Source organism: Bacillus sp. EKM202B (assembly GCF_011066025.1).
In the GTDB taxonomy this organism is placed as follows: domain Bacteria; phylum Bacillota; class Bacilli; order Bacillales; family Bacillaceae_G; genus Bacillus_A; species Bacillus_A toyonensis.
Genome location: NZ_JAAMNK010000001.1, coordinates 1 through 16,603 on the forward strand (window position 1 = coordinate 1; position 16,603 = coordinate 16,603).

At 35.8% G+C, this 16,603-nt stretch carries 16 protein-coding genes; 4 read left to right on the forward strand and 12 right to left on the reverse strand.

Going from position 1 to position 16,603, the window contains the following annotated elements; all coding sequences use genetic code 11:
- Both G9F74_RS00005 and G9F74_RS00010 read left to right on the forward strand, forming a co-directional pair.
- On the forward strand, nt 1-702 hold a 702-nt coding region (locus tag G9F74_RS00005; protein WP_165406208.1), incomplete at its 5' end, for a Gly-Xaa-Xaa repeat protein.
- A 101-nt stretch (nt 703-803) separates the two neighbouring features.
- A protein-coding gene (locus tag G9F74_RS00010) for an IS3 family transposase (RefSeq protein ID WP_097896592.1) occupies nt 804-2,158 on the forward strand; the annotation gives its coding sequence in 2 pieces (ribosomal slippage) (nt 804-1,257 and nt 1,257-2,158; 1,356 coding nt in all).
- Between the two features lie 73 nt (nt 2,159-2,231).
- Here G9F74_RS00010 and hfq read toward each other — a convergent pair.
- Nucleotides 2,232-2,456, reverse strand: a complete 225-nt coding sequence (hfq, locus tag G9F74_RS00015; protein ID WP_000813896.1) for an RNA chaperone Hfq — start codon at nt 2,454-2,456, stop codon at nt 2,232-2,234.
- 21 nt (nt 2,457-2,477) lie between these two features.
- Complete coding sequence (gene miaA, locus G9F74_RS00020; protein WP_000504364.1) at nt 2,478-3,431, reverse strand: tRNA (adenosine(37)-N6)-dimethylallyltransferase MiaA; 954 nt, start codon at nt 3,429-3,431, stop codon at nt 2,478-2,480.
- A gap of 182 nt (nt 3,432-3,613) precedes the next feature.
- Here miaA and G9F74_RS00025 point away from each other — a divergent pair, with 182 nt between their 5' ends.
- Entirely contained in the window at nt 3,614-3,859 is a 246-nt protein-coding gene (locus G9F74_RS00025) for a hypothetical protein (RefSeq protein ID WP_016108943.1), read from the forward strand.
- 62 nt (nt 3,860-3,921) lie between these two features.
- On the opposite strand, the gene entD is transcribed toward G9F74_RS00025, so the two are convergent.
- The 8 genes from entD to gabP all read right to left on the reverse strand — a co-directional run bounded on the left by entD (nt 3,922) and on the right by gabP (nt 12,907).
- Complete coding sequence (entD, locus tag G9F74_RS00030) at nt 3,922-4,851, reverse strand: cell wall-binding protein EntD (RefSeq protein ID WP_016108944.1); 930 nt, start codon at nt 4,849-4,851, stop codon at nt 3,922-3,924.
- A gap of 348 nt (nt 4,852-5,199) precedes the next feature.
- On the reverse strand, nt 5,200-7,056 hold the full coding sequence (locus tag G9F74_RS00035; RefSeq protein ID WP_016108945.1) for a PTS fructose transporter subunit IIABC: 1,857 nt from the start codon (nt 7,054-7,056) through the stop codon (nt 5,200-5,202).
- Nucleotides 7,057-7,069: 13 nt separating this feature from the next.
- Nucleotides 7,070-7,981 carry a 1-phosphofructokinase gene (gene pfkB / locus G9F74_RS00040; protein ID WP_000640843.1) on the reverse strand — a complete coding sequence of 304 codons (912 nt, stop codon included), beginning with the start codon at nt 7,979-7,981 and terminating at the stop codon, nt 7,070-7,072.
- Nucleotides 7,978-8,730 (reverse strand): DeoR/GlpR family DNA-binding transcription regulator, encoded by a 753-nt coding sequence (locus G9F74_RS00045; RefSeq protein WP_000957289.1) that lies wholly within the window; start codon nt 8,728-8,730, stop codon nt 7,978-7,980. Before G9F74_RS00045 ends, pfkB begins: the two co-directional genes overlap by 4 nt.
- A gap of 168 nt (nt 8,731-8,898) precedes the next feature.
- Nucleotides 8,899-10,062: an iron-containing alcohol dehydrogenase gene (locus G9F74_RS00050; RefSeq protein ID WP_001179084.1), complete on the reverse strand. Its 1,164-nt coding sequence runs from the start codon at nt 10,060-10,062 to the stop codon at nt 8,899-8,901.
- 117 nt (nt 10,063-10,179) lie between these two features.
- Nucleotides 10,180-10,722, reverse strand: a complete 543-nt coding sequence (locus G9F74_RS00055; RefSeq protein WP_000228316.1) for a DUF420 domain-containing protein — start codon at nt 10,720-10,722, stop codon at nt 10,180-10,182.
- Between the two features lie 318 nt (nt 10,723-11,040).
- On the reverse strand, nt 11,041-11,379 hold the full coding sequence (locus tag G9F74_RS00060; RefSeq protein WP_002039366.1) for a hypothetical protein: 339 nt from the start codon (nt 11,377-11,379) through the stop codon (nt 11,041-11,043).
- 133 nt (nt 11,380-11,512) lie between these two features.
- On the reverse strand, nt 11,513-12,907 hold the full coding sequence (gabP, locus tag G9F74_RS00065; protein WP_000360092.1) for a GABA permease: 1,395 nt from the start codon (nt 12,905-12,907) through the stop codon (nt 11,513-11,515).
- Nucleotides 12,908-13,176: 269 nt separating this feature from the next.
- Here gabP and G9F74_RS00070 point away from each other — a divergent pair, with 269 nt between their 5' ends.
- Complete coding sequence (locus G9F74_RS00070; protein WP_016108946.1) at nt 13,177-14,259, forward strand: chitinase; 1,083 nt, start codon at nt 13,177-13,179, stop codon at nt 14,257-14,259.
- 57 nt (nt 14,260-14,316) lie between these two features.
- Here the strand turns inward: G9F74_RS00070 and G9F74_RS00075 are convergent, their stop codons facing one another.
- Complete coding sequence (locus tag G9F74_RS00075; protein ID WP_016108947.1) at nt 14,317-15,534, reverse strand: M20 metallopeptidase family protein; 1,218 nt, start codon at nt 15,532-15,534, stop codon at nt 14,317-14,319.
- A 112-nt stretch (nt 15,535-15,646) separates the two neighbouring features.
- Nucleotides 15,647-16,540 (reverse strand): metallophosphoesterase, encoded by an 894-nt coding sequence (locus tag G9F74_RS00080; RefSeq protein WP_001091710.1) that lies wholly within the window; start codon nt 16,538-16,540, stop codon nt 15,647-15,649.
- Between the last annotated feature and the right edge of the window lie 63 nt (nt 16,541-16,603).

The following is a 16,603-nucleotide window of genomic DNA, read 5'->3' on the forward strand; positions in this document are numbered from 1 at the left end:
CAAGGTGTTCAAGGTAACACAGGCGCTACCGGGCCTCAAGGGGCTCAAGGTAACACAGGCGCTACCGGACCTCAAGGCGTTCAAGGTAATACGGGCGCTACTGGTGCCACGGGACCTCAAGGTGTTCAAGGTAACACAGGCGCTACCGGGCCTCAAGGGGCTCAAGGTAACACAGGCGCTACCGGACCTCAAGGTGTTCAAGGCATCCAAGGACCAACGGGTGCTACCGGCGCTACCGGTATAGGAGTTACTGGACCAACTGGACCATCTGGCGGACCTACTGGGCCTACTGGACCTACTGGACCTAGCTTCCCTGTAGCAACAATTGTTGTAACAAATAACATTCAACAAACAGTACTGCAATTTAATAACTTTATTTTTAGTACTGCAATTAACGTAAACAATATTATCTTTAACGGCACAAATACAGTTACTGTTATTAACGCTGGCATTTATGTAATTAGCGTATCCATCGCTACAACTGCGCCAGGATGTGCTCCACTTGGAGTAGGAATTTCAATTAATGGAGCAGTCGCAACTGACAACTTCTCTTCAAGTTTAATAGGTGACTCACTTTCATTTACTACAATTGAAACGTTAGCAGCTGGTGCAAACATCTCTGTCCAATCTACTCTTAACGAGATTACGATCCCTGCAACAGGAAATACTAACATTCGCCTTACTGTATTTAGAATCGCTTAAATTTCACTATGTATTGTTTATGACAAATAAAAAAAGAGCGAGAAACTGAACTGCACCCCAATTGTTAGACACCGTCTAACAATTGGAGGTGCAGTTTTTCTATGGTTAAATTTACAGCTGATGAAAAAATACACATCGTTCAACGTTATTTGAACGGAAATGAAAGTTACCGAGAAATTAGTAAAGCGGTTGGTATAAGAGACACCGTAATTTTGAATTGGGTAAACCAATATAAACAAAATGGTGTGGAAGCTTTTCTAAAACGGTATACAAATTACACGCAACAATTTAAACTAGACGTACTAAATTTTATGATTGAAAACGGTACGTCCTTATTTGAAGGGGCAGCTATTTTTAATATTCCTGCCCCTTCAACGATTATTGTTTGGAAAAAACAATTCGAAACACAAGGAATCGCTGCCCTTCAATCAAAGAAAAAGGGGCGTCCATCCATGGAAAAAGATTCAAATAAACAATCAAAACAAACACCAGTTGAAGGTTCAGTCGAAGCACTTGAAGCACGTATTCAACAGCTTGAAATGGAAAATGAGTACTTAAAAAAGTTGAATGCCTTAGTTCAAAACAAGGAAAAATCACGAAACAGGACAAAGCACAAGTAGTCTATGAATTAAGGCATAAATATTCGGTGAAAGCACTTGTAGAGCTAGCTAACATTCCACAAAGCACGTATTATGATTTAGTAAAGAAAATGAATCGTCCGGATTTAGATGCCGATTTGAAAGCTGAAATTAAAGCGATTTATGAGGAAAATGAAGGCCGTTATGGCTACCGTCGCATTCGTGATGAGTTAACGAATCGTGGTCAAAAAGTGAATCACAAGAAGGTTCAACGCATTATGAAAGAGCTTGGATTAAAGTGTGTTGTGCATATGAAAAAATATAAGTCTTATAAGGGGAAAGTTGGTAAAACTGCACCCAATATTTTAGCGCGCAATTTTCATGCAGATGCACCGAATCAAAAATGGGTAACAGACATCACAGAGTTTAAATTATTTGGAGAGAAACTGTATATATCACCTGTATTAGACTTGTATAATGGTGAGATTATTACCTATACAATTGGCTTTAGACCGACGTATTCACTTGTTTCAGAAATGTTAGAGACAGCATTAGAACATTTACCGGAAAATCACCAACTATTGATGCATTCAGATCAAGGGTGGCATTATCAAATGAAACAATATGCCCGGACACTTGAATCAAGAGGTATTGTGCAGAGTATGTCTCGAAAAGGAAACTGTTATGACAACGCAGTAATGGAGAATTTCTTCGGGATCATGAAGTCGGAATTCCTCTACATAAAAGAGTTTGAAAGTGTAGATCATTTTAAAATAGAATTAGAAAAATATGTAGATTATTATAATACGAAACGGATAAAGGTAAAATTAAAAATGAGCCCGGTGCAATACCGGACTCATTTGGATCAAGCTGCCTAATGAAATAACCGTGTCAACTTTTAGGGGTCACTTCAAAACTCGCTCTTTTTTTGTTATGTACAATAATTCATTACTACTCTAATTCAATCGAAACATTTTTTTGTGGTACGAATGTAGAAATTGCATGTTTATAAATAAGCTGTTGCTTACCTTCTGTTTCCAGTAGGACTGTAAAATTATCAAATCCTTTAATTAATCCACGAAGCTGGAAACCATTTAATAAGTACAGCGTAACAAACGTATTTTCTTTACGGAGTTGATTTAAAAACTGATCTTGAATATTGATTGATTGCTTCATGTCGAATCCTCCTCTTTTTCTCTACTTACTATTATTCGACTTTAGTTGTAACTTTCCTTCTATGTATCGTAAAATTTCTGACGTTTTTTCACCATCTGTAACATCAAACCATGTGACATCCATTTTATTACGGAACCACGTTAATTGACGTTTTGCATAACGACGTGAATTCGTCTTTAATTGTGATACCGCTTCTTCTAAAGAGACACGATTCTCAAAATAATCATATACCTCTTTATACCCAATCGCTTGAATAGATTGACAATCTCTCATCCCACGATTATACAGCCCTTTTACTTCCTCTAATAAACCTTGTTCCATCATTAAATCCACTCGTAAGTTAATGCGATCGTATAGCATTTCTCGATCCATTGTCAAGCCAATTAGTGAAACATCATATAATAACTCGTTTTCTTGTTTTTCGAGTTGTTCACTCATTTTTTCGCCCGTCGTGTGGAAAATTTCTAACGCCCGAATGACACGACGCACATTATTAGCATGAATACGCTCCGCGCTTTCTGGATCTACTTCTTGCAATTTTTCATGTACATATTCCACACCACGTTCTTGAGCTAGCTTTTCCATTTTCTCTCGGTATATAGCATCACCAGCATCATCTGTAAACTGATAATCGAATAAAACAGATTGTATATAAAGACCGGTTCCACCAACAATAATCGGTAATTTACCCCGCTCTGTAATTTCTCGAATATGTTTACGAACACGTTCTTGAAATTCTGCGACAGAAAATGAATCTTCCGGATCTTTTATATCGACCATATAATGTGGAATTCCGTCCATCTCTTCTTTTGTCACCTTTGCGGTTCCAATGTCCATCGTGCGATAAATCTGCATGGAATCTCCACTTATAATTTCACCATTCAACGCTTTGGCAAGGTCAATACTTAACTTCGTCTTTCCAACAGCAGTTGGTCCAATGATGACAGCAACCTTTTCGCGTTGCATTTCTCCCATATCATTCAACTCTCTTTATGTAATATACTCCATCTATTGATTATATCCAATCTTAACAATTTTAACGGTACGATTGCAAGTTCTTTCATTCTGGTACATGAAATTTCATATAAAAAAAGAACATAGTTTGTCCAATTCTGCATACACATGATAAAAAATAGCTTTGAGAGGATGAGTTGACTATGAAACAATCTACCATCAATTTTTCATCTTTAACAAAAGACCTCATTTTAGCCACTGCTACAAAAGAACAAAACTGTTCACAAGAAGAATTATACTTCGCTCTAAATTGTTTGCTACGTTCTTTTCATTCTACGCTCCAAGAAACAACATTACATCTAGAAAATAAAAATACAGAGTATATGCAGACTCAATTTTGCAGTGCATATAAAATTCTTACAGGTACAACTATTTATCCCTTTCAATAATCCATAAAAAGCGGTTGCTTGAAAATATGTAAGCAATCGCTTTTTAAATTAATACATATACACTATTGTATAACTTTCACTTTTACAGACTTACGGCCCCAGCTATTAGCACTACCATCTGAGCCCACTAATACATCAATGCGATTTCCTTTAATCGCACCACCAGTATCTCCAGCAATCGCTTCTCCATATCCTTCTACCCATACTTTCGATCCAAGTGGAATTACCTTTGGATCAACAGCAATTACTTTCATATTTGGATTCGCTGTTAAATCATGCCCCATTGCAGTTAACACACGACCACCATACGTACCATTCTCACTTGGATTTGCTGTATACGCCGTCGCTTCTACTGTTATTTCACGACCGCCAGCAGGTGCATTTGTTTCAGCAGATTTCTTAACTGGTTTCGCAGCTGGCTTTTCCTTTGCTACAGGCTTACTTGATTCTACATTTTTAACAGACTCTTTGCTCTTAACTGCCGTATTATTTTTAACCGACGGATTTACTCTAGCCGGTTCTTCTTGAGTTACAACTTCTTTCTTTTCAATCACAGGTGCTTCTCCTGTTAAAAATGGTACGTGAACATATGCAACTTTTCCATTGTAGTCGAATTGTAACCATTCATTTTGAACTTGATTTGTCGTTTCAATCAAATCATTTTTATTAAATTTACCAAGAATTTCAGAGTCAGTATTCGCTCCAGCACGAATATTTAATACGTTCGCAGTTACATAATACGTACTTTTAGTAAATTCAGCACTTACAAATGCTTCTTTACCGTCTAATTTAATTTTCGACCATCCGTTTTCTGTATTTATAACATCTAATTTATTTCCACTTAACATTTTACCTACAAGCTTTGACTCTACATTTGGGTTTTCTCTCACATTTAATACGTTTGTTGTTACAATCGTTTCTGCTTTCGCAGAACCTGCAAAAATCCCAAGACCAAAAACTGCCGCTGTTGCTATACCTAATAATTTTTTCATGAATAGCCTCCATTTGCTTTGTTTTCGTATTTTCATTATAGCAACAGATTTTTTAGTTTTTTAGAAATCACACAATTACAAAGCATTCGTAATATACGATTAACGAGTTGTAACATAAATTTCCATATTAATGAAATGCATTTTCAATAGAAACCCCAATATTTTTCATATATTTTCCACATACAAGCATGAAAATTTTTTCCCAAAAAAAATTACAGTATTACTGTTTTGTTACAAAAAAATCATATTCCATTACATCTTTTACCATAAAACATCATTCTCCAATTATTAATCTCTTTTTTTGTAATAAAAAGGAGTAGCTTATAGCAGCTACTCCTTTTTCATTTATTATTTAACCTTCTTTTTCCAAATCCCCATCATAAGAGCAGAAATAACTGTCCCTACTAATATAGAGAAAATATATAGCAACGGTTTATTTACTAATGCTATAACAAATAACCCACCATGTGGTGCCGGTAATGTAATTTGGAATAACATAGATAACGCGCCTGCAATACTTGAACCAACAACACAACTTACAATTACTCGAATCGGATCTGCAGCTGCAAATGGAATTGCACCTTCTGTAATAAACGATGCTCCCATAATATAATTTGTTAAACCAGATTTACGTTCCGCTTCTGTAAACTTCGTTTTAAAGAATGTAGTTGCAAATGCAATTGCAAGTGGCGGTACCATACCACCAGCCATAACAGCAGAGTGAACTCCAAAGTTCTGCGCTTCTATTGCAGCAATACCAAATGTAAATGCGGCTTTATTAATTGGACCACCCATATCGATTGCCATCATACCACCTAAAATAAGACCTAGTAATATAGCATTTGTACCGTTCAAACCATTTAACCATCCTGTTAACATTTCATTCAATGCTACTACAGGTGGATTTACTACTTTTTGCATTACAACTCCTGTAATTAACAATCCAAAGACTGGATATAACAAAACAGGTTTAATTCCTTCTAACTGCGCTGGTAATCCTGAAAATAATCTTTTCAATCCTAAAACAACATATCCAGCTAAGAAACCAGCAATTAATCCTCCTAAAAACCCAGCATTCGCATGTGCCGCTAAAAACCCTCCAACAACACCAGGCATAAAACCAGGACGATCAGCAATAGAACTCGCAATAAATCCAGCTAAAATTGGTACAAGGAATAAAAACGCCCCTGTTTTTCCTCCACCAATAGACATGAACAATTCAGCTAATGGACCTTCCGCCTTTATACCACCAAACGAAAACGCTAGCGCTATTAAAATTCCACCGCCAACAACGAACGGAAGCATATTACTTACACCACTCATTAAATGCTTATAAATTCCTAATCCTTTTTCATTCTCTATACTCTCTGACTTCCCATTCTCTTTTACACCTTTAAAGATTGGTGCATCTTGTTTGACAGCTCGATTAAGAAGCTTTTCCGTTTTTCTAATCCCATCAGCTACCGGCACTTGAATGACATGTTTTCCAGCAAAACGATTTATTTCTACTTGTTTATCTGCCGCAACGATAATGGCCGTTGCACGTTCAATGTCCTCTTTCGTTAAACCGTTTTTTATACCTGTTGATCCGTTCGTTTCAACTTTAATCGCAATCCCTAACTCTGCCGCTTTCGCTTTCAAACTATCAGCAGCCATATATGTGTGAGCGATTCCAGTCGGACAAGCTGTAACAGCTAATACGTATGGTTCATCCCCTTCCGGTTTCGCTACTTCAACTTCTTCTTCTTTTTCATTCTCTTTTTCATCAAATAAGCGAAGAAGTTCCTCTTCATCCTTTGCTTCTAATAATTGCTTGCGAAAGCCTTCATCCATTAATAATGTAGAAAGACGGGACAACGTTTCTAAATGTGTATTATTTGCTCCTTCACTTGCAGCAATCATAAAGAATAAATGTGCAGGCTGTCCGTCAAGCGATTCATAATTGATACCGCTTACACTTCTACCGAAACAAATCGCCGGTTGCTTAACAGCCTTCGTCTTCGCATGAGGTATGGCAATGCCTTCCCCAATTCCAGTCGTACTTTGGGACTCCCGCTTTAAAATAGCTTCTTTAAATTCCGTTTTACTATTTAAACGATTTGCCCCACTTAATTTCTCAACTAATTCATCTATGACAGCTTCTTTATTTGAAGCTGTCAAATTCATAATGACTGTATCCCTTTTTAATAGTTCTGTAATTTTCATATGTTACTTCCCCCTATCGCTTAACTACAATTACTTGCGACAATAATTCTTCTACTTTTTCCTTTTTACATAAATCTGCCGAAAATGCTGTTGCACTCCCTGTTGCAACACCATATTGGAATGCCTTTTCAATATCTTTTGTCTGTTCGTATTTACCTACAAATCCAGCAACGAGAGAATCTCCTGCCCCAACTGAATTAATAACAACACCTTTTGGAACAGTTGCTTCATATATACCTTCTGCCGTAAATAATAAAGCTCCATCTCCGGCCATAGATACAATAACGTTCTCTACACCTTGTTCGACTAATTTTCTTCCATACGGTAAAATCTCTTCTACTGTTAAAAGCTCCACTCCAAATAACTCACCAAGTTCATGATGATTTGGCTTTATTAAAAATGGCTTATTTTTAATTACATGTTGCAGTGCACTTCCACTTGCATCCACTACTACACGAATACCTTTTTCAGCTCCAAACGCAGCAATTGATTCATAAAAAGTATTTGGAATAGAAGTCGGTACACTTCCAGCAAGTACAACACAATCTCCACGTTGCATACTTTCAATTTTGTTCATTAACTGTCCGAACTGCTCTTTTGTCACAATAGGACCTTGTCCATTTAATTCTGTTTCTTCTTCCCCTTTTATCTTTACATTAATTCTAGTATCTTCATCTACTTGGACGAAATTTGTTGTTACACCTTCATCATGTAATACATCTTGCATAAACTGACCAGTAAATCCACCAGTAAATCCAAGTGCAACATTTCCAACACCTAAACGATGAAGAACGCGAGAAACATTAATCCCTTTTCCTCCAGGAAACTTCATGTCTTTCTCTGCTCGATTTACTGTGCCTAAATCAAAAGAATTAACTTGTACTACATAATCAATAGATGGGTTTAAAGTAACTGTATAGATCATTGTTTATCAGCCTCAATTACATTGGTTTGTCTTTTATATTTTTCTAAATCAATTTCTAAATGGTTTGTAATAATATTTGCATCTTCAACATTGGCAATTTTCGCAAACGCAACTTCTGAAAACTTACTTTCATCAATTAAGAAATACCCTTCGTTCGCTAATGTTAATGCCATTTGTTTTAAAAGCGCTTCTTCTGGATCTGGTGTTGTAAAACCAAACTGTTCATGTACGCCATTCGCTCCTAAAAAACATTTATCAAAGCGATACTTCTGCATACTTTCCTGTGCCATCGCACCAATTAAAGCCTTCGTCCTACTCTTCATCATTCCGCCTAGTAAATACGCACGAATATTATTTTCAACTAAAGCTTCAATATGCATAAGTCCATTCGTCACGACAGTAACATCTTTATTTATTAGAAATGGAATCATTTCAAATGTTGTACTTCCTGCATCTAAATAAATACAATCCCCTTGTTCCACAATAGTAGCTGCATACTTAGCAATTTGATGTTTTATTTGAATGTTTTTGGATGATTTTTCAATCATCGTTGGCTCCTGTCCCTTTGCTGTTAAAACAGAGGCACCACCATGAACTCTTTTTAATAACCTTTGTTTTTCTAATTGTGCTAAATCACGACGAATTGTTGATTCAGAGCTTTCTGTTCTTTCAACTAATTGCTGTAATTTAACTACTTTCTGTTCTTTTACAAGTTGCAATATCATTTGATGACGTTCAGGAGTTAACATTTTACTCACCTCTTCTTTGATTACAGTATAATGAAAACGATCACAAAAATCAACCACATACATTCATAAATAATCAAAAACAATCAAAAACAATCAAAAACAGTTATAGACAACAAAAAAGAAACCCATTTGATTGTTATATCAAATGGGTTTCTTTTCTCGATTCACTTATAAAGAAGCTTTATATATGTTTAAAACATCATCTTTATTTAATTTTTTAAAGTTACCAAATTCACCATAAGCCATCGCTTTATCCGCCATTAAATCAATTTCATTTTCTCCAATAGTATAATCAGATAATGCTACTGGCGCCTCAATTGAAGTCCAAAATTGACGCAGTGCCTCAATTCCTTCTAACGCCACTTCTTTATCTGTTTTGCCATCTGTTTCTATATCAAATACACGAATAGCGAACTGTTTAAAACGACTTACATTTTCATCTATAACATGCTTCATCCAATTCGGGAATAGAATTGCAAGGCCGCCGCCGTGTGGTATGTCATGAACAGCAGAAACTGCATGCTCAATATTATGAGTTGCCCAGTCTCCTTTTACTCCCATTGCTAAAATGCCGTTTAACGCCATAGTACCGCAATATAAAATTGTTTCCCTATGCTCATAATTTTCTAGATCACTTAAAAGCTTAGGAGCTGTTTCAATTACTGTTCTTAAAACAGATTCACAATAACGATCTTGTAGTTCTGTATTTGTTCCATGATGGAAATATTGCTCTAATACGTGTGACATAATATCTACCATACCGTAAATTGTTTGATCTTTCGGTACAGACGCAGTATGAACTGGATCTAAGATTGAAAACTGCGGGAAAGTAACCGGGCTACCCCAGCCGTATTTTTCATTCGTTTCCCAGTTTGTAATTACCGAGCCTGCATTCATTTCAGATCCTGTTGCTGCAAGAGTAAGTACAGTACCAAATGGTAATGCCTCGCTAGCAAATGCTTTTTTCGTTACAATATCCCATACATCTCCATCGTACTTACTACCAGCGGCAATCGCTTTCGTACAGTCGATTACACTTCCTCCACCAACTGCTAAAATAAATTCGACACCATTTTCTTTACAAATTTGAATCCCTTTTTTTACTGTTGATACACGAGGATTCGGTTCAACACCAGTCAATTCAAATACTTCCGCATTTATATCTTTTAAAATAGAAATTACATTATCATATATACCGTTTCTTTTAATGCTGCCTCCTCCATATACGAGAAGAACTTTTTTACCGAACTGTGGAATTTCAGTTTTTAACTGCTCTAATTGTCCTTTACCGAAAATAAGTTTTGTCGGATTACGAAATACAAAATTTTGCATATCTTTTTACCATCCCTTCTATTTAAAAAGCAACTATACTTTTGTATACCATATTTTTTTCATTTCACAAAAATATTTGCTTAACAAAAAAATCCCAGCCTTTAGGGCTGAGATTTTTTATTGATAATAAGGTGAGATCATTAAGTAAACAATAACACCAGATAGACTTACATATAGCCAAATTGGCATCGTCCATCGTACAATTTTACGGTGACGTGTTAATTGATTCGTAAAACCAAATACAAGTGCGAACAATGCAAGTGGTACAATAATTGCCGCAAGGATAATATGTGTAATTAAAATGATGAAGTACACATATTTAATAAATCCTTCCCCGCCAAAATGTGTTGCTGGCGCCAAGTAATGATACGATAAATACGAAACACAGAATAGCAAAGTCGTCGTGAATGCCGCAAGAATGAAACCACGGTGCATTTTCACATTCTTTTTAATAATAGAGTATAAAGCTGCTAATAAGAATACGAACGTAAAGCTATTAAAAATTGCATTTAACATTGGTAAAATCGTTACATCAAAATGTACTTCTCCTTCATAGCCAACAGGTCCAAAGAACAAAAATAAAATAATCGCATTTACAATTACAGAAAGCGTTATCACAATAGGAGCATAGCTTTTCTGATTTGTTGATTGATCCACCAAAATGGTCACTCCCTCTTCCTTCAAATATGTATACGTAACCTCACTATTTTAACATATTATTCACAGTGTAAATGTGACAATAGTTTGACACAGTAAGACAAGACAAAGAAAAAAATCCTTCTTAATAAAACTTCTTAAGAAGGATTTTATCGCTTTATTATTCAAATAGCAATGCAATTAGTTTTTGTTAAAAAACGTATTGCTATATGCTTGAAAAATTTCAGATACTTGATATCCCATTAATGAAATTGCTGTTAATGAAAAGAAACCAATCATAAGAAATCGAAACCACATATAAATCTCCTCCTTGTATTTAGCTTAAAAAACGTTAGCTATATTACAAGTTACGTGGCACTCTTCATCATCACTTTCTTTCTTCTTTACAATTGCTGTTATAAATCGAATCATAAAGAATAGAACAAAAGGAATTTGTTCGTAATTCACCTTGGCATAGTTCAGCAACGGCTCGCGCTGCACATCGAACGGGGATGAGAAGGAATAGAACATACCTTGCTCTTCCATATATACAATTACAATTTTCATGCAAAATACTATTCCTAGAAACGAAACAATATCTTGCCATTCTGTCGTATATAACAGGTTATACAGCTCTAATACGTACTCTTCCATCATCATCCCCCCTTCCTTTTTTACCATTTTGCTCGCCTTCGTATAAAAAGTCAAGAAAAAAGTTTATATTCACTATGACAATAGTAATTACTCGTTTCTATGTTTATATATGATTCTTTTATAGCAATGATTGGGTGTAACTCTATTCCAAAACAATAAATTAGAATCGAACGGATTCTTCATTTCTACTTTTAGGTTTCAAAACTGTGCTATTTTTATTTCTATTAAAAATAAAATAAGAAAGTATTATAAGAACAGTAACAAGCATCGTTAAAAGTGCTTGTGGACGCAAAGATTCAATTGCAAGCATTGCAACTAAAACTGCTATAATAGCAGCAATTGTAACATACGTTACATATGGGAAAAGCCACATTTTCACTTTCAAATTTCTTTGTTCTACTTTTCCCATTTTTTTACGCATCTTTAAATGCGAAACTGCAATAACGAGATAAACGAGTAACGCGATCCCACCAGAAGCATTCACTAAAAATAAAAATACTTTATCTGGAGATATGTAACTAAAAACAACTCCAATATAAGCGAAGAAAGTTCCAAATAAAACTGCTCGAACTGGAACACCACTACTGTTCAATTTTAAAAACACCTTTGGAGCATCTCCTCTTTCTGCCATCGAAAAAAGCATTCTTGAGTTTGTATATAAGCCCGAATTTAAACAAGAGAGTACAGCTGTTAAAACGATAAAATTCATAATTTGTGCTGCCGCTGGTATTCCTATATGTTCAAGTACCGCTACAAATGGACTTTTTAGTATGTTTGCTGAATTCCACGGAAGGAGTGTAACGACTATAGCAATAGATCCAATGAAAAATACGAGAATACGCCAAATTACACTATTTGTTGCTGTTTTTACTGCTTTTACAGGCTCAGCAGACTCACCAGCCGCTACTGCTACAATCTCTGACCCCATAAATGAAAATATAACGACGGTAATTCCAAGCAGCACCGAACTTATCCCATTTGGCATAAATCCCCCTTGTCCTACTAAATTTGAAGTGCCAGGTGCTTCCGTTCCTGGTACAAATCCTAAAATAACAGCAAGTCCAAGACAAAGGAATAAGACGATACTTATTACTTTAATAAAAGAAAACCAATATTCAAACTCTCCAAATGATTTCACTGAAAAAACATTCGTCAACGTTAATAAAATCGTTAATATTAGGCTTAATAACCAGAGTGGGATGTCTGGAATCCAGTATTGAATAATACCAGCACCTGCTGTGGCTTCTATTGCAATAACAATTACCCAGAAAAACCAATATAGCCACCCAATTGTATACCCCGCCCATGGACCAATAGCTTCTCGTGCATATGTTGCAAATGAACCACTTGTCGGGTTAATAGCTGCCATTTCCCCCAACATTCTCATGACGAAAATGACTAGAAGTCCCGCTAATGCATATGAAACGATAGAACCTGGCCCGGCCGAATGTACAACTGCACCACTTCCAACAAACAAACCAGCCCCTATTACACCACCAATTGAGATCATCGTAATGTGGCGTATTTTTAGGTCTTTCTTAAGATTTTTATCCAAATCTTGTACATCCCCTTCCAAACTTTATTTTGAAATTTATGTAAGAGTATTATGCAAAAAACCTTGTCTTACACTTCTTAATATATCAAAATATTCTGAATTTAAAAATTATAAATCCACCTCCTTCATAAATTATTACATTAGGTTTAATAATTTTCCATACACAATTGTTGAGAAAATTATTAAACCTAACAAAAGATAAAATTTTCAGATATCATTAAAGAAACAAGATTATACATCTAGACAACTTTGTGTATAGGAGTGTTGATATGTTAAACAAGTTCAAATTCATTTGTTGTATGTTAGTAATTTTCTTACTGCTACCGCTAGCCCCCTTCCAAACAAAAGCAGCAAACAATTTAGGATCAAAATTACTCGTTGGATATTGGCATAACTTTGATAACGGTACTGGCATTATTAAATTAAAAGATGTTTCACCAAAATGGGATGTAATAAATGTATCTTTCGGTGAAACTGGTGGTGATCGTTCCACTGTTGAATTTTCCCCTGTGTATGGTACAGATGCAGAGTTCAAATCTGATATTTCCTATTTAAAAAGTAAAGGAAAAAAAGTAGTTCTTTCAATAGGTGGACAAAATGGAGTCGTTTTACTTCCTGACAATGCCGCTAAACAACGTTTTATTAATTCCATACAATCTCTAATCGATAAATACGGTTTTGATGGAATAGATATTGACCTTGAATCAGGTATTTACTTAAACGGCAATGACACTAATTTTAAAAACCCAACAACTCCTCAAATCGTGAATCTTATCTCAGCAATTCGAACGATTTCAGACCATTACGGTCCAGATTTCCTATTAAGCATGGCCCCTGAAACAGCTTATGTTCAAGGCGGGTATAGCGCATATGGAAGCATATGGGGTGCATATTTACCAATTATTTACGGAGTGAAAGACAAACTAACTTATATTCACGTTCAACACTATAATGCTGGTAGCGGCATTGGGATGGACGGTAATAATTATAATCAAGGAACCGCAGACTACGAGGTCGCGATGGCAGATATGCTCTTACATGGCTTTCCTGTAGGCGGTAATCCAAATAATATTTTCCCCGCTCTTCGTTCAGATCAAGTAATGATTGGACTTCCGGCGGCACCAGCAGCAGCTCCAAGTGGCGGGTATATTTCTCCAACTGAAATGAAAAAAGCTTTAGATTATATCATTAAAGGCGTTCCTTTCGGAGGAAAGTATAAGCTTTCTAATCAAAATGGCTACCCTGCATTTCGTGGTCTAATGTCTTGGTCCATTAATTGGGATGCAAAAAACAACTTTGAATTCTCCAATAACTACAGAACATATTTTGATGCTATTCCTTTGCAAAAATAATAAAAAACAGCAATAGGTTATATAAAGTAACCTATTGCTGTTTTTTATTTATGTAAATTACTTTTTCACATCCATATCTACAGTACGAAGAGATTCATCTCCATTTCGTAAATAGCTATTTACGAGACTTAAAAGTAACTTCCCACCAACTAACATTGCACGTTCATCAAAATCAAATTGAGGATGATGATGCGGATACGTTGCTCCTATTTCTTCATTACCCGCACCTGTGAAGAAAAATGCTCCTGGAACATGCTCTAAGTAGTATGCAAAATCTTCACCACCCATAATCGGCGGCACTTCAATGACCCTTTCTCTTCCAAGATCACATTCTGCAACCTCCATAAAATGACTCGTTTCCTCTACATGATTTATTAATATTGGATAGCCACGTTTATATTGAATATTAACTTCAGCCTGAAGAGACTGACAAATCCCCTCAACAACTCGTCTAAATTCCTTCTCCATATATTCTCTTACTTCAGGATCTAACGTTCGAATGGTTCCTGTAAACGTAGCAGTATCCGCAATAATATTATCCGCTTGACCAGCATGGAATGTACCAACTGTTAAAACTACGGATTGAAGTGGATCGACTTTTCTACTAACTAACAGTTGCAACTGGTTAATAATTTGTGTTGCAACAATAATAGCATCTACAGTATGATGTGGCATACCTCCGTGACCACCTCGCCCTTGAACCTTCACCTCAAAAGAATCAGCTGCCGCCATCATTGCTCCTGCTTTCGCACCAACAATTCCTACAGGCATTTGAGAAGATACATGCGTACCAAAAACAACATCTACTCCTTCTAAACAACCATCCTCAATCATAGCGATAGCCCCGCCAGGCTCTTTCTCTTCTGCATGTTGGTGTATAAGAACTATTTTTCCAGAAAGCTGGTCTCTATGATCACTTAATATTTTTGCAACTCCTAAAAGTGTTGCTGTATGTCCATCATGGCCACAAGCGTGCATTACGCCCGGAACCTTTGATTTATATGAAACTTTCTTTTCATCTTGAATAGGTAGTGCATCAAAATCAGCACGCAACGCGATTGTCTTCCCAGATTTCCCACCTTCAATTACGCCGATGATTCCTCTTCCCCCGACATCTGTTTTCACATCAATATGAAAACTTTTTAAGATTGCAGCTATTTTTTTCGGTGTTTCTATTTCTTGAAACGATAGCTCTGGGTATTGATGAAAATCTCTTCGCCACGAAACCATTTGGTTATACAAACTTTCCAACTCTTTATGCCATGTTTCTATCATAGAAATTCCCCTTTCTTTTTTAACACTTTAAATTTAATTTACATAACATTCTGTATTTAATCAATAAAAAGGAGAACTTTCTCTGAAAGTCCTCCTACTATTCTAGAATCGTCTAATTACTATTTTGCTTCAACACAAATACTGAAAGTTCAGGTACACTCCAAAATCTAACCGGCATTCGGGTTGTCCCAATACCTCGATTTACGTATAAATGTAACGGCTTATTCTTCCCTTCTAATTCATACATACCTTCAACATAGCTCTCAGCTAATTTTGTAGTAATTAATGGACCTATAAAAGGAATTTGAACTTGTCCTCCGTGACTATGCCCTGAAACTTGAAAATCAACTGGATAACAAGCTACTTTGTCTACAACATCCGGCTCATGTACTAATAGCATATTGAAATCTTGTTGCCTTACATGTTTTAAAGTCGCGTCTATTTGCGGCTTCCCTAATAAGAAATCATCCAAACCTGATATTGTAATATATTTGCCGTTTCCCACTTTAATTTTCTGCACTTCATTTACTAATACAGAAAAACCAGCTTCCTCCATATACTTTTTATAAAACACACTACCACCCCCGCCCCTATCATGATTCCCAAACACAGCATATTTCCCTAAGGGAGCATTAATTTTCTGCAAAATAACCTTCGCTTCATCTTTTTCCGCACTATAAGATCCAAACTTATCTATTAAATCTCCTGTGAAAACTACTATATCTGGATGCAATTCATTCATCTTCTCAACCAAATTTTCTAGTTGTTTCAATGTAAACTCTGGTCCTAAATGTACATCTGAGAATTGCAATATTTTTTTATTATTAAACTCTTTAGGAATCGTCGGGGCTTCTATTTCATTCCACGTAACTGTTATTAGTTTTCGTTCTATTTCTGTCGCATAGAAATACAAGCTTACTGGAATCATTACTATACTTATGAAACTTATAATAAGTTTCTTTAAGATTGATTTTTTTTGTTCTTTTTTTACATGATGCGTATTCATGTTTTCACCTCTAGATGTAGTTTAAAATCCTTTTGTTACATTGAGGTGACAACATGAAAAAAA

Excerpts from the sequence above, each read along its gene's own strand:
- G9F74_RS00045 (WP_000957289.1), bottom strand. The coding sequence starts at position 8,730 with ATGTTAACTCCTGAACGTCATCAAATGATATTGCAACTTGTAAAAGAA.
- G9F74_RS00050 (WP_001179084.1), bottom strand. The coding sequence starts at position 10,062 with ATGCAAAATTTTGTATTTCGTAATCCGACAAAACTTATTTTCGGTAAA.
- G9F74_RS00070 (WP_016108946.1), top strand. The coding sequence starts at position 13,177 with ATGTTAAACAAGTTCAAATTCATTTGTTGTATGTTAGTAATTTTCTTA.
- G9F74_RS00035 (WP_016108945.1), bottom strand. The coding sequence starts at position 7,056 with ATGAAAATTACAGAACTATTAAAAAGGGATACAGTCATTATGAATTTG.
- miaA (WP_000504364.1), bottom strand. The coding sequence starts at position 3,431 with ATGGGAGAAATGCAACGCGAAAAGGTTGCTGTCATCATTGGACCAACT.
- G9F74_RS00060 (WP_002039366.1), bottom strand. The coding sequence starts at position 11,379 with ATGGTAAAAAAGGAAGGGGGGATGATGATGGAAGAGTACGTATTAGAG.
- entD (WP_016108944.1), bottom strand. The coding sequence starts at position 4,851 with ATGAAAAAATTATTAGGTATAGCAACAGCGGCAGTTTTTGGTCTTGGG.
- G9F74_RS00080 (WP_001091710.1), bottom strand. The coding sequence starts at position 16,540 with ATGAATACGCATCATGTAAAAAAAGAACAAAAAAAATCAATCTTAAAG.
- G9F74_RS00025 (WP_016108943.1), top strand. The coding sequence starts at position 3,614 with ATGAAACAATCTACCATCAATTTTTCATCTTTAACAAAAGACCTCATT.
- pfkB (WP_000640843.1), bottom strand. The coding sequence starts at position 7,981 with ATGATCTATACAGTTACTTTAAACCCATCTATTGATTATGTAGTACAA.
- G9F74_RS00075 (WP_016108947.1), bottom strand. The coding sequence starts at position 15,534 with ATGATAGAAACATGGCATAAAGAGTTGGAAAGTTTGTATAACCAAATG.
- hfq (WP_000813896.1), bottom strand. The coding sequence starts at position 2,456 with ATGAAGCAATCAATCAATATTCAAGATCAGTTTTTAAATCAACTCCGT.